At 70.6% G+C, this 14,053-nt stretch carries 12 protein-coding genes, 1 tRNA gene and 1 pseudogene; 6 read left to right on the top strand and 8 right to left on the bottom strand.

The window, feature by feature from the left end; all coding sequences use genetic code 11:
* Positions 1-8 precede the first annotated feature (8 nt).
* Positions 9-782 (bottom strand): SDR family NAD(P)-dependent oxidoreductase, encoded by a 774-nt coding sequence (locus AL2_RS15025; protein ID WP_067634275.1) that lies wholly within the window; start codon positions 780-782, stop codon positions 9-11.
* A 213-nt stretch (positions 783-995) separates the two neighbouring features.
* Between AL2_RS15025 and AL2_RS15020 the strand changes: the two genes are divergently transcribed.
* Together AL2_RS15020 and AL2_RS15015 are read left to right on the top strand one after the other, a co-directional pair.
* Positions 996-1,793: an SDR family oxidoreductase gene (locus tag AL2_RS15020; protein WP_376741293.1), complete on the top strand. Its 798-nt coding sequence runs from the start codon at positions 996-998 to the stop codon at positions 1,791-1,793.
* Positions 1,793-2,815: a DNA topoisomerase IB gene (locus AL2_RS15015; protein ID WP_067634273.1), complete on the top strand. Its 1,023-nt coding sequence runs from the start codon at positions 1,793-1,795 to the stop codon at positions 2,813-2,815. Before AL2_RS15020 ends, AL2_RS15015 begins: the two co-directional genes overlap by 1 nt.
* 21 nt (positions 2,816-2,836) lie before the next feature.
* Here the strand turns inward: AL2_RS15015 and AL2_RS15010 are convergent, their stop codons facing one another.
* Together AL2_RS15010 and AL2_RS15005 are read right to left on the bottom strand one after the other, a co-directional pair.
* The gene (locus AL2_RS15010) at positions 2,837-3,271 is read right to left on the bottom strand and encodes a hypothetical protein (protein ID WP_067634271.1); all 435 of its coding nucleotides are present in this window, start codon (positions 3,269-3,271) and stop codon (positions 2,837-2,839) included.
* 61 nt (positions 3,272-3,332) lie between these two features.
* On the bottom strand, positions 3,333-4,754 hold the full coding sequence (locus AL2_RS15005; RefSeq protein WP_218003660.1) for a family 1 glycosylhydrolase: 1,422 nt from the start codon (positions 4,752-4,754) through the stop codon (positions 3,333-3,335).
* Positions 4,755-5,571: 817 nt separating this feature from the next.
* Here AL2_RS15005 and AL2_RS15000 point away from each other — a divergent pair.
* Complete coding sequence (locus AL2_RS15000; RefSeq protein WP_083946529.1) at positions 5,572-6,072, top strand: C40 family peptidase; 501 nt, start codon at positions 5,572-5,574, stop codon at positions 6,070-6,072.
* 128 nt (positions 6,073-6,200) lie between these two features.
* Here AL2_RS15000 and AL2_RS14995 read toward each other — a convergent pair whose 3' ends face one another.
* Entirely contained in the window at positions 6,201-7,274 is a 1,074-nt protein-coding gene (locus tag AL2_RS14995) for an alkene reductase (RefSeq protein WP_067634597.1), read from the bottom strand.
* 101 nt (positions 7,275-7,375) lie between these two features.
* Here AL2_RS14995 and AL2_RS14990 point away from each other — a divergent pair, with 101 nt between their 5' ends.
* Positions 7,376-9,949 carry an ATP-binding protein gene (locus tag AL2_RS14990; protein WP_067634269.1) on the top strand — a complete coding sequence of 858 codons (2,574 nt, stop codon included), beginning with the start codon at positions 7,376-7,378 and terminating at the stop codon, positions 9,947-9,949.
* A gap of 70 nt (positions 9,950-10,019) precedes the next feature.
* Here the strand turns inward: AL2_RS14990 and AL2_RS14985 are convergent, their stop codons facing one another.
* Together AL2_RS14985 and AL2_RS14980 are read right to left on the bottom strand one after the other, a co-directional pair.
* Positions 10,020-10,703 carry a dienelactone hydrolase family protein gene (locus AL2_RS14985; RefSeq protein ID WP_067634268.1) on the bottom strand — a complete coding sequence of 228 codons (684 nt, stop codon included), beginning with the start codon at positions 10,701-10,703 and terminating at the stop codon, positions 10,020-10,022.
* 1 nt (position 10,704) lies between these two features.
* Entirely contained in the window at positions 10,705-11,133 is a 429-nt protein-coding gene (locus AL2_RS14980) for a PaaI family thioesterase (RefSeq protein WP_210747604.1), read from the bottom strand.
* Between AL2_RS14980 and AL2_RS14975 the strand changes: the two genes are divergently transcribed.
* Positions 11,128-12,414: a cytochrome P450 gene (locus AL2_RS14975; RefSeq protein ID WP_067634266.1), complete on the top strand. Its 1,287-nt coding sequence runs from the start codon at positions 11,128-11,130 to the stop codon at positions 12,412-12,414. The genes AL2_RS14980 and AL2_RS14975 overlap by 6 nt on opposite strands.
* A 43-nt stretch (positions 12,415-12,457) precedes the next feature.
* Positions 12,458-12,533, top strand: a tRNA-Lys gene (locus AL2_RS14970).
* Positions 12,534-12,689: 156 nt separating this feature from the next.
* On the opposite strand, the gene AL2_RS14965 is transcribed toward AL2_RS14970, so the two are convergent.
* Both AL2_RS14965 and AL2_RS14960 read right to left on the bottom strand, forming a co-directional pair.
* Positions 12,690-13,469, bottom strand: coding sequence for a L,D-transpeptidase (locus tag AL2_RS14965; protein ID WP_210747603.1), 780 nt, complete (start codon positions 13,467-13,469; stop codon positions 12,690-12,692).
* 375 nt (positions 13,470-13,844) lie between these two features.
* Positions 13,845-14,053 (bottom strand): annotated as a pseudogene (locus AL2_RS14960) (hypothetical protein); the annotation flags it as partial.

Genomic DNA, 14,053 nt, shown 5'->3' with positions numbered 1-14,053 from the left:
TCAGTGCCTCACTTCGGCTGGAAGCGGATACCGCCGTCGAAGCGGATCGTCTCGCCGTTCATGTAGTCGTTCTCGATCAGGGCCTTGACGAGGTGCGCGAACTCCGACGCCTTGCCCATCCGCTTCGGGAACGGGACGGGCGCGGCGAGCTTGGCCTTGAACGCGTCCGCCTGCTCGCCCTGGCCGTAGATCGGCGTGTCGATGATGCCCGGGCAGATGGTGTTGACCCGGACGCCGATCGCGGCGAGGTCGCGCGCCGCCGGCAGCGTCATGCCGATGATGCCGCCCTTGGACGCGGAGTAGGCGATCTGCCCGGTCTGGCCCTCCAAGCCGGCGACGGACGCGGTGTTGATCACCACGCCGCGGGCGCCGTCGGCGTCGGCGGGCTCGGTCTTGGAGATGGCGGCGGCACCGATCCGCATCAGGTTGAAGGTGCCGATGAGGTTGACCCGGATGACGGTCTCGTAGGACGCGAGGTCGTGCGGGGTGCCGTCGCGGCCCACGGTCCGCGAGGCCCAGCCGATCCCGGCGCTGTTGACGATGACGCGCAGCGGGGCGCCGGTGTCGACGGCGGCCTGGACGGCGGCCTGCACCTGCTCCTCGCTGGAGACGTCGGTCTTGACGAAGACGCCGCCGATCTCGTCGGCGAGGGCCTTGCCCCTGTCCTCGTTCAGGTCGGCGACGACCACCTTGGCGCCTTCGGCGGCCAGCGCGCGGACGGTGGCCTCACCGAGGCCGCTCGCGCCACCGGATACGACGGCGGAAACTCCGTTCAGGTCCATAAGCGACACCTTACGTGAGGGACCGAATGTGGTTCGGGGTGATGCTATCCAGACGTCGTCGCGCGCTCCGCTCACACCCCGGCGGATCACGGAGGCGCTTATTACTCACGAGTTACAATAGGGGTCGCGTTTGCTCCTCGCGGCTGCGGGCACCCGCCGAACATGAGCGAGCGTCCGCCACAGAGCCAGTCCTACCCCGGCCGGACCGGGGACATGGCACCCGAACCCCGCGACGAGATGCGCGACTACACCGGCGGCCACCTGCTGCGCGGCCGCCGCGCGCTGATCACCGGCGGCGACTCCGGCATCGGGCGCGCCACCGCCGTCGCGTTCGCCAAGGAGGGCGCCGACGTCGCGATCACCTACCTGGTGGAGGACGACGACGCGCGGCACACCGCCGACCTGGTCGAGGCAGAGGGACGGCGCTGCGTCACGTTCGGCGGCGACATGGCCGAGGAGCGGCACTGCCGCGAGGTCGTCGAGCACACCGTCCGCGACCTGGGCGGGCTGGACGTGCTCGTCCTGCACCACGGCACGCAGACGCCGGTGAAGGACGTCCGGGAGATCGACGACGAGCAGCTCCGCCGGACGTTCGAGGTGAACGTGTTCGCCGTGTTCTGGACGATCCAGCAGGCCCTCGACCACCTGGGGCCCGGGTCGTCCATCGTCATCACCGGATCCATCAACGGGCTGCGCGGCAACAAGTCGCTCATCGACTACTCGGCGAGCAAGGGAGCCGTGATGTCTCTCACCTCCAGCCTCGCGCAGAGCCTCATGGACCGTGAGATCCGGGTCAACTGCGTCGCGCCGGGCCCGGTGTGGACGCCGCTGATCCCCGCGACGTTCGACGAGGAGCGTGTGGAGAGCTTCGGGAAGAACGCGCCGATGGGACGTCCCGCCGACCCCGACGAGATCGCGCCGTCCTACGTGTTCTTCGCCTCCAACCGCCAGTCGTCGTACTACACCGGGCAGACTCTGGTCCCTGCCGGTGGAGAGATACATCCGGGCTGATGGAGCTGCAGCGGAGCGACACAGGAGAATCCGGTTACGGACGGCGCAGGGCCGGCAAGGGCTTCGTTTATCTCGGGCTGGACGGCCGTCCCTTACAAGACCCCGCCGAGAAGGAACGCATCAAGGCGCTCGTCATACCACCCGCCTGGAAGGACGTCTGGATCTGCCCGGACCCGGACGGCCACATCCAGGCGATGGGCACCGACGCGGCCGGACGGCGTCAGTACCTCTACCACGAGGCATGGCGGGAACAGCGCGACCAAGAGAAGCATGACCACGTCCTGGAACTGGCCGAACGGCTCCCCAAGGTCCGCTACACGATCAACGAGCACCTGGCCGGGCGGGGCTACACGCGGGAGCGGGTCCTGGCGGCGGCGGTCCGCCTCATCGACCTCGGCTTCTTCCGCATCGGCGGGGAGTCGTACGCGGCGGAGAACGGCACGTTCGGGCTCGCTACCGTCCTGCGGGAGCACGTGACGTGCCGCCGCGCCGAAGTGACGTTCGAGTACCCGGCCAAGGGCTCGAAGGACCTGTACCGGGCGGTCGCGGAGGAGAACGTGTGCCGGGTCGTCGGCGGCCTCAAGCGGCGCCGCGGCGGCGGCCCCGAACTGCTCGCGTACCGGACGCGGGACGGCTGGCACGACGTCACGACGTCCGACATCAACGACTTCATCCGGGAGGTCACCAGCGGCGACTTCACCGCCAAGGACTTCCGCACCTGGCACGCCACCGTCCTCGCGGCGGTCGGGCTCGCGGTGTCGGTCCGCGCGGGCGGCAGCGACACCGCCCGCAAGCGCGCCATCGTCCGCGTCGTCAAGGAGGTCGCCGCCTACCTCGGCAACACCCCGGCCGTGGCGCGGGCGTCCTACATCGACCCGCGCATCATCACGCTCTACGAGGACGGCGAGACGGTCGCGCCCGCGCTCGGCCGGCTCGGCGTGGAGACGTCCGAGGGCGAACTGGCGACGCAGGGACCGGTCGAGCAGGCCGTCCTCGACCTGCTGCGCTCGGCGTCCGGCTGAGCCGGTGGGGCGACCGGGAGATCACTCCCCTCCGCGCGATCTCGCGATCGTCCACCGGCCCGGCTCGTAGCCGGCCGGCCGAGTCGATCGCTCCACGTCCACCGGACGGCCGGACGGGGTGTGGATCAGGTCGATGACGTGCTCGCCGTCGTACGCCTTCTCCAGCCAGTTCTCCGGGCTTTCCAGATGGGTCATGCCCACCGCTTCGAGCGCGTCCAAGGCGACCTGGACATCGCGCTCACGCACCACGAAGTCGACGTCATGCGTCGACACGGCAGCGCCATGCGCGTACGCCGCGAAACCGCCGGCGAGCGCGTACCCGATTCCGGCGTCGCGGAGCCCGGCGGCGGCGCGCTTCAGGGCGTTGAGCAGACCCTCGGCGACGCCGCCCGCGCCCCGCGCCGCGGTGCCGGACCCGCGCGTAGCGGCCATCGGCTCGGTCTGCACGTCCCCCACGCGTTCCCCAGGTCGATTGTGGTCGCCGTGGCGGTACCCCCGGACACGCAGGTCATTCCCCTCATCCAGGGACGCGGTACGCGGCGGGCGGCGTCGGAGTCGTGCCGAGACAGGTCGCGACGGGGTCCTCGATCGAGCACCAGCCGGGCTTGCGCACCGGCACGTACCCGGCGGGGACGCCCCGGTTCTTGATGATCGACCGGTACGTCGGAACGGCGTCGGTCGGACGCCGCTCGAGGGTCGGGTCGGTCAGCGCGTCCACCGTGTAGAGGCCGAACCGCGGCCGGTAACTGCCCCACTCGTAGTTGTCGGTGAGGCTCCAGTAGTTGTAGCCCATCATCTTCACGCCGTCGGCCATCGCGCGCTGGATCCAGTAGATGTGGTCGCGGAGATGGTCCGAGCGCGTGTAACCGTCCTTGTGCGGCTTGCCGTTGTCGGTGGGCATGCCGTTCTCGACGATGTAGACCGGCAGGTTCGGCAGCCGCCGCTGGTAGTTCTTGAGGACGTAGTACAGCCCCTCCGGCTCAGGGTCGATCTTCCAGAACTCACCGGTGAGCGCGTACACCGACGTGAAGTTCTGCAGGTTGGCGCCGTAGTAGTAGTCGATGCCGATGAAGTCGAGCTTGTCGGTGGCGTCATTGAACAGGGCCGCGTCGAAGATGCCGTTGAGGGCCGTCCCATAGGCGACATTGCTCGACACGGGCGCGCCTGGGTCGACCTTGTGAATCATGTCGTAGGCAGCCCGGTGCGTCTTGATGAGGGCATCGCGCATCTTCAGCATCTGCCCGAGATCCATCGGACGGGTGGTGAGCTCCTTGTAGATGTAGGCGCTGGCCTCGTTGAAGGTGATCCAGATGACGCCCTGACCCTTATACCGGTTGACGATGAACCGCGCGTTGCGGAGCCAGTCGTCCTGTGTACGGGGGTTGTCCCAGGCACCCTGGTCGGCGACCCAGCCGGGGTAGACCCAATGGTCAAGGGTCAGCATGGGCCGCATCCCGTTCGCCTTGATCCTGCGCACGAGGTCGTCGTAGTAGGCGAGCGCCGCAGCGTCCCGATGCCCGCGCCGCGGCTCGACTCGCGCCCACTCGATGGACGTCCGGAAGACGCCGACCCCAAGCCCCTTGGCAAGGCTCAGATCGGCCGGGTACCGGTGCCTGAAGTCGACGGAGTTGCCGTACGGATCGGTGACCCCGTTCGCCTTGCGCTCGGCGTAGCGCGTCCAGTTGCTGTCGGGAAAGAACCCTTCACCCTGGAAGCCGGAGGTCGAGACCCCCCACAGGAACCCATCCGGAAACTTCGCGGTCGCGGGTCCGGCCGCCGTCGAGGCCGGGCCTGCTGCGCCAGCCGCCGGCGGCACGGGAAGGAGCACCAACGCGGCCGACAGGACGAGCCCGCACAGGAGGTGGACGCCGGTGTGAGTCGGTCGGGCGGTGCGGGTCGGTCGGGCGGTGCGGGTCGGTCTGGCGAGCCTGCCGAACACGGGACTCCTTCGCCGGCCGGAACGGAACCTGCATCTCCTTCGGACTACAGGTGGCCGAAGCCGGGCCGTCAACCCTCGTCCAGACCGAATCCGGGGATCTTGACTGTCCGCAACCGGGCCTCGTCCTCCTCCTCCTCGGGCGGGCCGAGCCGGTGGGAGACAGCCGCCCCTCGGCACTTCCGCCACGTTTACCGATACGTGATATACGCCACAAATCTCCCCGAAGCGGCGGCCGAGTTTTCCACAGAACGCGATTCCAGCTCCCGTCCGGCCCGGCGTCCGCCACGATGAAGTCGATCTTCATTCGGGAATTCGTGACCCAGTTCACACTTTTCTCGCGCTGATCGAAATCAGCGCAGGCCAAGGCTGGGGCAAGTGCTCCCTTACCAAGGCCCGCCGACCCCGGAATGCCCGGAAGGATTTGCCATGCCCATCCGAGTCTGCATACGTTCCTGCCGGTTCATGCGGCACAGCAGCCGCCCGAATAACAGAACACGTACCCCGACGCGCAACTGCGGCGCGCACGGCCACCCTCGACCGGGGCCGGGCGCGGACCCCCCAGGTCGTCCCCTCCATGGACCCCGCTCGGAAACCGCCGTCGGACGCCGAATCCGTGCAGCCAAGAGGCACGGAACCGGAAGCGGCCACACCTTTCCTCGCGTCCCCCCAATGGCGCCGCGGAATGGCCGCGGCATGCCGCCCCCTGTGGAAGACCACCGGGGTGACGGCTGCCCGGTAGGCATCCACCGTGAGGTCTGGAGACATTCTGCATACCCCTCGAAACCCCCTGAAGGCCGGAATCACCACCGGTGGCCTCGTGCTCACCACGACCGCGGCGCTCGGCGCGAGCGTCCTCGTCGCGGGCAGCGCCGAGGCGGCGCCACCGCGGCAGGCCGCCGTCGTGACGACCGTCGCGAAGGTCTCCGCCACGCAGTCCCGGGCCGCCAAGCAGAAGAAGCGCGCCGCCTACGCCGTGAAGTACGCGGCGAAGCAGATCGGCGACCCGTACCGCTACGGCGGCACCGGCCCCGGCTCCTGGGACTGCTCCGGCCTCGCCGGAGGCGCCTGGCGCAAGGCCGGGGTGAAGATGCCCCGCACCAGCCAGCAGATCTACCGCGCCGTCAAGAAGAAGGTCTCGTGGAAGGGCGCCGTCAAGGGCGACCTCCTCTTCTTCTACGGCGGCCGCACCCACGTCGGCGTCTACGCCGGGCACGGCTACATGATCCACGCGCCCAGCTCTGGCAAGCGCGTCAAGAAGATCAAGCTGACGAAGTACTACAAGCGCCACTTCAACGGCGCCGTCCGCCCGGGTCTCTGACCCCGGTTCCGGGCACCCCGCCCAACCCGCGGCCCCACCGAGGGCCGCGGGTTGCGCTCCACCACCCGCACACCCCATCGTCCGCGGCGGCACCCATCTGCGCGACCACGGGGGTGCCGGGCGGCGGGTCAGCGGAGGGGCGGGTAGTCGGTGTAGCCATGCTGGTCGCCGCCGTAGAAGGTCGCTCGGTCGGCCTTGTTGTAGGGGCCGCCGGCCTTGATGCGGGCAGGCAGGTCGGGATTGGCCAGCCACAATTCGCCGAAGGCGATCGCGTCGGCCACGCCGTCGCGCAGTGCCTCGACGCCGTGTTCGGGCCTCGCGGGGAAGGAGTCGGGGGTCGGGTGCGGGTTCAGGATCAGCGTGCCCGGCCACTCTGCGCGGATCCGGCGGGTCATGTCGCGGTTCACCTCCTCCATGACGTGCAGGTACGCGAGGTCCTGCGGGGCGAGCGCCTCGATCAGGGCCGAGTACAGCTCCGGCGTGTCGCTCTCGCTGACGCCGCTCGACGTGCCGCCCGGCGATATGCGCAGTGCGACGCGCTCGGGGCCGATCGCGTCCGATGCCGCCCGGACGGCCTCGACGGCGAACCTGATGCGGTTGGCGACCGTCCCGCCGTAGGCGTCGGTGCGGGTGTTGCTGCCGTCGGCGAGGAACTGCTGGATCAGGTAGCCGTTCGCGCCGTGCAGTTCGACGCCGTCGAACCCGGCCGCGACCGCGTTGCGTGCCGCGGCGGCGAACTCCGCGACGGCCTGCGCGATGTCGTCCAGGGTCATCTCCTGCGGGACAGGATGGTCGAGCATCCCGCCGGGGGTGAACAGCTGCTCGCCGGTCGCGATCGGCGAGGGCCCCAGCGGCAGGCCGCCGTCCGGGTACAGGACGGGGTGGCCGACGCGCCCGGAGTGCATCAGCTGCGCGAAGATCCGCCCGCCCTCGGCGTGCACGGCGCCGGTCACGGTCCGCCACGCCGCGACCTGGTCGCCGGAGTGCAGGCCCGGCGTGTTGATGTAGCCCTGGCCCCGGACGCTCGGCTGCGTGCCCTCGGTGATGATCAGGCCGGCCCCGGCGCGCTGCCGGTAGTACTCGGCGGTCAGCTCGGTGACGGCGCCGCCCTCGCCCGCTCTGCTGCGGGTCATCGGCGCCATCACGAGGCGGTTGGGCAGTTCCAGCTTTCCGGCGGAGAGCGGCTCGAAGAGTCCCTGCATGACGTCCTCCATCTGGCGTTATCGCTGATCAAGAACGTACGAGCCGCCAGCTAGGGGGCGAATCCGTAAGGTTTCGGTAGTTGGCCCCGTAGTTTGGTCTTGTGCTCTACGGGCGGAACGACGAACGGTCGCGGCTCACCTCGCTGATCGACGAGGCGCACGAGCAGCGGCGCAGCGGCGCGCTCGTCCTGCGCGGCGAGGCCGGCATCGGCAAGTCGGCGCTGCTGGCGGAGGCCGCCGCCCGGGTGCCGCACGTGCTGCGGGTGACCGGGATCGAGGCGGAGTCCGGCATGGCGTTCGCCGGTCTCAACCAGCTGCTGTGGCCGGTCCGGGACCGGCTGGGCGCGCTGCCCGCGGCGCAGTCCGCCGCGCTGCGGACCGCGCTCGGCGAGACGGCCGACGGGCCGGGCCGCTTCGCCACCGGGCTCGCCGTGCTGACGCTGCTCGCCGACCTCGCCGAGGACGACCCGGTGCTGTGCGTCGTCGACGACGCGCACTGGATCGACACCGCGACCGCCGAGGCGCTGCTGTTCGCGGCGCGGCGGCTGGCCGTCGAGGGCGTCGTCATGCTGTTCGCCGCGCGGGACGAGGGGTTCACCGGCACCGGCCTGCCCGAGCTGCGGCTCGGCCGGCTCGGCCGCGCCGACGCCGAGCGGTTCCTCGCGGCGCGCGGCCTGGCGCCGCTCGCCCGCGAACGGGTGCTGCGGGAGGCGGCGGGCAACCCGCTCGCGCTGCGGGAGTTCGCCGCCGCCGGGGAGCGTCCGCCCGAGACCTCGCCGCTGCCCGTCGCCGACCGCGTCCTCGCCGCGTTCCAGGACCAGATCGCGCGGCTGCCGGAGAAGGCGCGGCTCATGCTGCTGATCGCGGCCGCCGAGGGCCGCGGGCACATGCCGAGCCAGCTCGCCGCCGCGGGCACGCTCGGCGTCGGGCTCACCGATCTGGAGGAGGCCGAACGCGCCGGGCTGGTGCGGGTCGCCGGGCGCAACATCGAGTTCCGGCACCCGCTGATCAGGGCGGCCGCGTACCAGGGCGCGACGGCGGCGCGGCGCATCGCCGTCCACCGGGCGCTCGCCGAGTCCGCGACCGACCTCGACTGCCGGGCGCGGCACCGCGCGTCCGCCGCCCTGGCCCCGGACGAGGACGTCGCCGCCGACCTGCAGGAGGCCGCCGAGCGCGCCCGCGTCCGCGCCGGCCACGCGACGGCGGCGGCGCTCTACCGGCAGGCCGCGGACCTCACGCCCGGCCGGGAGGAGCGCGCGGCCCGGCTCGGCGCCGCCGCGTCACTGACCCTGCAGGCGGGCCGGCTGGACGAGGCCGGGGACCTCGCCGTCCACGCGGAGAAGCTCGGCACGGCGGACCTGGCCGGGCTCGCCCGCGTGCACGCCGCGGTCGAGTACGAGCGCGGCGACCCGCGCGCCGCGGCCCGCATGCTGGTCGACCGCGCCGCCGGCGCGGAGCGCGCGGCGATGCTGCGGACCAGTGCCATGTACGGGTGGACGTCCGGCGAGCTGCCCGCCGTGCGGCGCGCGTCCGAACTGCTGCCGGACGACCGGACGCTCCGCGGCCTGGCGCTGCTCGCGGACGGGGACGGCGCGGGCGGCGTGCCGCTGCTCGCCGAGCAGGTCGCGGCCGCACGCGACGGCGCCGGCGACCGGCTGCGCGGCGCCTGGCTCGCACTGATCATCGGCGCGGACGACGCGGCGCTCGAACTCGCCGCCGCCGAGGTCGCGCACTGCCGCCGGCACGGCCTGGTCGGCGAGCTGCCGACCATCCTGCAGGTGCGGGCGCAGACGCAGATCGCGGCGGGACGGCACGCGGACGCGGAGGCCACCGTCGCGGAGGCGATCGCACTGGCCCGCGACACCGGCCGCCCGCAGCGCGAGGGACGGCTCCGCGCCGTCCTGGCCCGCGTCGCGGCCATCGAGGGCGACGAGCCCCGGCTGCGCGAGCTGACGGCCTCCGCACCGCCGGGCTTGGCGGACGGCGCGTTCGCCCTCCTCGACCTGGGCCTCGGACGCTACGACGACGCGTTGCGCCGCCTGGAAGAGATCGCGCACGGCCCGCACCGGCACGGCAACGTCCTAGCCGCCGCAGACCAGGTGGAGGCCGCCGTACGTGCAGGGGAGATCTCGCTAGCGCGCGCGGCCTTCTCCCGGTTCCGCACTTGGGCCGAGGCAGGTAAGCAGCCTTGGGCTCAAGCGGTGGCCCTGCACTGCGAGGCCCTACTGGACGACAGCGAGGAACCGTTCGTCGAAGCGTTGCGCCTGCACGAGCAGTCGTCACGGCCGTTCGAGCGGGCGCGTACAGAACTTCTCTACGGCGAGTACCTGCGCCGGGCCCGCCGCCGCTCGGACGCACGCGTCCCGCTCCGTTCGGCGGCGTCCATCTTCGAACGCCTACGCGCCGCCCCCTGGCTGGACCGCGCGCGCGCCGAACTACGGGCCACAGGCGAGTCCGGCTCGTCCACACCCACCGCTCCGGACCTCGTCGACCGCCTCACCCCGCAGGAACTGCAAGTCGTCCGCCTGGCGGCCGCGGGCACGAGCAGCCGCGAGATAGCCGCCCAACTCTTCCTGAGCCCGCGCACGGTCGAGTACCACCTCTACAAGGCGTACCCCAAGCTCGGCATCTCGTCCCGCAGGGAACTGTCCCGCCTCACCCTGGAGCCCGTGTGACCCCCCACGCCTCCCTGCATCACGGCGCCCCGTCCTTTCACGCTCTGGGCCGCCGCTCGCCATCACGGCGCTATGAGAGCGTCCGCCGCAGGAAGTCCTCCGTAAGCCGCCACGCCCGTTCGGCTGGCTCCGGCTGATGGAACATCGGCGCCTTCCGGTTGTGGAACGCGTGGCCGCCATCTTCCTGGACGTGGATTTCGACGTTCTCCCGTCCGTCCGCGGCCTGCTCCACTCGGGCGACGTCCTCCCTGGGGATGTACGCGTCGGCGCCACCGAAGTGGAACTGCACCGGAGCATGGACGGCATCGAGTTGGTCCAAGGCCCCGGGCACACCGGACCCGTAGAACGACACCAGGGAATCGACCTGCGTCCGGGCGGCGAGCAGGTAAGCGAGCGTCCCGCCGAAACAGAACCCGAGGACACCGACCTTGCCGACCTCGGGCAGGCCCTTGAGAACGTCCAGCGCGGCCTCAGCGTCCTCTACGCCCTTCTCCCAGTCGAACTGGGAGACCATCGACATCCCCTTGGGGAGAGCCTCTTCGTTGTGCTTCGTCGTCCAGTTCGGCTGGATTCGCCAGAACATGTCGGGCGCCGCAACCACGTACCCGAGCGCCACCAGGTCTTCGGCGACCGCCTCCATGTACTCGCCCACCCCGAAGATCTCCTGGACGAGCAGAACCCCCGGCCCTCGCGTCCCCCACACCCGCAGGTCGAACTCACCGTCCGCAACAACGACCTTCTCAATACGCGTCATGTCACCCGATGATGGCGTAGACCGCGCTGGCGTGGGCCACGGTCATCGAATCGACCGTCATATCGATCTCCGCGAACGCCATCGTCCGCCCCAGCTTGCTGAGCTCGACGCCCACGAGCACGTCCCGTCCCACCACGGGCCGCTGAAATGTCGTACTGAGCTGCACGGTCGTCATCGGCACGAACCCGCCCTTGGCCCCTGAAACCGCTAGCACGACAGCCGTATCGGCCGCCGCCATCAACGCCTGCCCCGACAGCGCGCCGCCCTCCCGCGCCAGCCGGTCGGACCACGGCAGCCGCAGCACCGCCGTCCCATCCCCCACCTCCTCCGCGACGAGGCCGAGGTCCAGCACCCAGGGCGCGAAATTGTCACGCAGAATCTCATCGGGCTTCAACGTCATCCCGACATGATGCACGCTGATGGCATGCACGAGGAGATCTTCCTGCCCACCACGTACGCCACGGGGGTGCCCTACGACACCTTCGCGAGGCTCCGCGCCGAATCCCCGGTCACCCGGGTCCCCGAACCGGCCGTCGGCCCCTGGCCCGCCGGCCCCGGCTACTGGGCGGTCTTCCGGCACGCCGACGTCAAGCACGTCCTGCGCTCCCCGGACCTCTTCTCGTCCAACCTCGGCGCCACCCAGATCCGCGACCCCGACACGCCCGAGGATCTCGCGTTCGTCCGCGCGATGATGCTCAACCAGGACCCGCCCGACCACTCCCGCCTCCGCCGCATCGTCGCCGCCGCCTTCACCCCCCGCGCCGTCCGCGCCCTGGAGGAGACGATCGAGCACCGGGCCCGCACACTCATCACCTCCGCCCTCGGCAACGACACCGACTTCGTCGAACTCGCCGCCGACCTCCCCGTCTGGACGCTCGCCCACATCATGGGCGTCCCCGACGCCGACCGCCGCCTCCTCTACGACTGGGCGTCCCGCGTCATCGGCTACCAGGACGACGAATACGCGGGCCTCTCCACCGCCGACGCCGCCTCCATGACCCCCGTGGCCCGCAAGGCGATGACCTACCGCCCGGACACCACCACCCACCCGGACGGCCGCCCCATCAACCCGCGCTCCTACACGGCCCTAGCCGACATGTTCGCCTATGCCCACGCCCTGGCCGCCGAGAAACGCTCCCACCCCTCGGACGACATCATGTCCCGCATGCTGGAGGGCGGCCTCACCACCCACGAGTTCGAGAACATGTTCTTCCTCTTCGCCGTCGCGGGGAACGAGACCCTCCGCAACGGCATCCCCGGCGGCCTCCTGACCCTCCTCTCCCACCCCTCCGAACTGGCCCGCCTCCGCGCGGACCCGTCCCGCCTCCCAACGGCCGTCGAGGAGATGCTCCGCTACTGGCCCCCCGTCATGGACTTCCGCCGCACCGCCACGACACCCGTCACCCTCTCCGGCCAGAAGGTCGAGGCCGGCGACAAGGTGGTCGTCTACCACGCCTCCGCCAACCGCGACGAAACCGTCTTCCCTTCCCCCGACCGCTTCGACATCACCCGCACCCCCAACGACCACGTCAGCTTCGGCTTCGGCCCCCACTTCTGCCTGGGCGCCCACCTGGCCCGAACCCAGATGCGCGCCATGTTCCGCGAACTCCTCCCCCACCGCATCACCCTCACCGGGGCCCCCGTCCGCCTGGCCTCCAACTTCCAGAACGGCCTGAAGCACCTCCCCGTCCACCTGACCCCCACCCCATAACCCCGTCGCGAACCCCTCGCCGATCTCGGTACCCTTGCCAGACGGGTCGCTAGCTCAATTGGCAGAGCTCCGGACTTTTAATCCGTAGGTTGTGGGTTCGAGTCCCACGCGACCCACCATCCTGACCAGGGCAAACGCGAGAATGCCCGGTTTGCCCGCCGCTCGCTATGCCCCACTTCATCCCCGTGGCAGCTCGGTGGCGACTCGGCACTCTTCACCACCGCCGGGCGCGGGCGGGCGCCGTCCGCAGTCGTCCCGGGGCCAGGGCCCATGGGTCACTTGCTGATGAGGACCAGGCTTCCCAGTGGCACGACCGACAGCGCCTTCAAGGCTTTCTTGGGCACGGCGACGCTGCCGTGTGTGCTCGCCCGCCCGAACACCGACCGGTCGCGCCAGCCGTGCAAGGCGACCGTGCCCGGCCCGCCCCCGATGGTGTCGCGGGCTTGCGAATGCGCACCCACGGGAAGGATCAGCGGGCTGGGCCCGGTTTTGGACCCCTTCAGTGAGGAGAGCAGGAACGTGCGGCCGACCGGGGTGGGGGTGGCGGCGGTGCCCACCGCGACCTTCCAGCTCCCCACCTGCCGACCCGACTTCAGCAGAATGAGCCGCCGATCCGACAGCCCAACCTTTATGACGTAGGGGGTGTAAGCCACTTGCAGACTGTCGTTGGCGGCAACCCAGCCGGTAGCGCCATTAGGACGGGATGGCAGCAGCACCTGATGCCATCCTGCGCGGCTGGCGATCACCGGCATCCAAGCAGGACTGTTCAGCTGTGTCACCGGTAGCCGCGCGATCGGAGGGCCGCCCGGCCGCTCGTACACCGGCTGTGGCGTCTTGGGATGCAGGACCGTCCCATCGCCAGGATTGGACGAGTTCGTATCCAGCGGCGCCTTGAGAACCGTCGAATAGGTGGTCGCTTCGAGGAGCCTCGAGATGTCGAGGTCATCCCCTTGAGCCCGCGCCCCGCCGTGCGAACCACTGCAGCCCGCCACCGTGACCATGGCGACAATCGCCGCGGCTCCCGGCGCGGTAACAGCCCAGAACCTATGTCCCACGATTATCCCTCCTCCTGTCGCTCACCTTCTGCGACAGATATATCACAGACAGTAATTGATCTGCGGAGCGCGTTCCACGCGACCGCGGACGAAGGGGCCCGGCCCATGTTTCTGTGGGCCGGGCCCTTCGCGACCCGCTAGGTCCCCATCACGATCCTTCGTCGGAGCTCAAGTCCTCCGTGAGGAAAGAACGCGATGGTTCAGCTTGGCGGAGCCATCCAATCGTCCACGGGGTAGTCCCCTTTGACCGGCTTAGGAGCGGGTGCCGGAGGAAGCCCGTTGTGGCAGGACTTGGGCTTTCCGTGGGACTGGCACTCCTCCTGGCACTGCTTCTCGCAGTTGCAGCCCTTCTTGTCATGGTGCTTGCAGGTCGGCTTACCCGTGGGCGTAGGCGTCGGAGCCGTGGGCGTCACCGTGGGCGTCACCGTGGGCGTAGGCGTCGGAGCCGTGGGCGTCACCGTGGGCGTCACCGTGGGCGTAGGCGTCGGAGCCGTGGGCGTCACCGTGGGCGTCACCGTGGGCGTAGGCGTCGGAGCCGTCGGCGTCACCGTGGGCGTCACCGTGGGCGTAGGCGTCGGAGCCGT

Origin of the sequence: Actinomadura latina NBRC 106108 (assembly GCF_001552195.1) — a bacterium.
Classification (GTDB): Bacteria; Actinomycetota; Actinomycetes; order Streptosporangiales; family Streptosporangiaceae; genus Spirillospora; species Spirillospora latina.
Note: the sequence above shows the minus strand (reverse complement) of the source record. Positions and strands in the feature narration are given on the sequence as shown.

Bases quoted from the DNA above. Each gene is read 5' to 3' on its own strand.
- AL2_RS15020 (WP_376741293.1), top strand. From the start codon at position 996: ATGGCACCCGAACCCCGCGACGAGATGCGCGACTACACCGGCGGCCAC.
- AL2_RS14995 (WP_067634597.1), bottom strand. From the start codon at position 7,274: ATGCAGGGACTCTTCGAGCCGCTCTCCGCCGGAAAGCTGGAACTGCCC.
- AL2_RS14975 (WP_067634266.1), top strand. From the start codon at position 11,128: ATGCACGAGGAGATCTTCCTGCCCACCACGTACGCCACGGGGGTGCCC.
- AL2_RS15025 (WP_067634275.1), bottom strand. From the start codon at position 782: ATGGACCTGAACGGAGTTTCCGCCGTCGTATCCGGTGGCGCGAGCGGC.
- AL2_RS14985 (WP_067634268.1), bottom strand. From the start codon at position 10,703: ATGACGCGTATTGAGAAGGTCGTTGTTGCGGACGGTGAGTTCGACCTG.
- AL2_RS15015 (WP_067634273.1), top strand. From the start codon at position 1,793: ATGGAGCTGCAGCGGAGCGACACAGGAGAATCCGGTTACGGACGGCGC.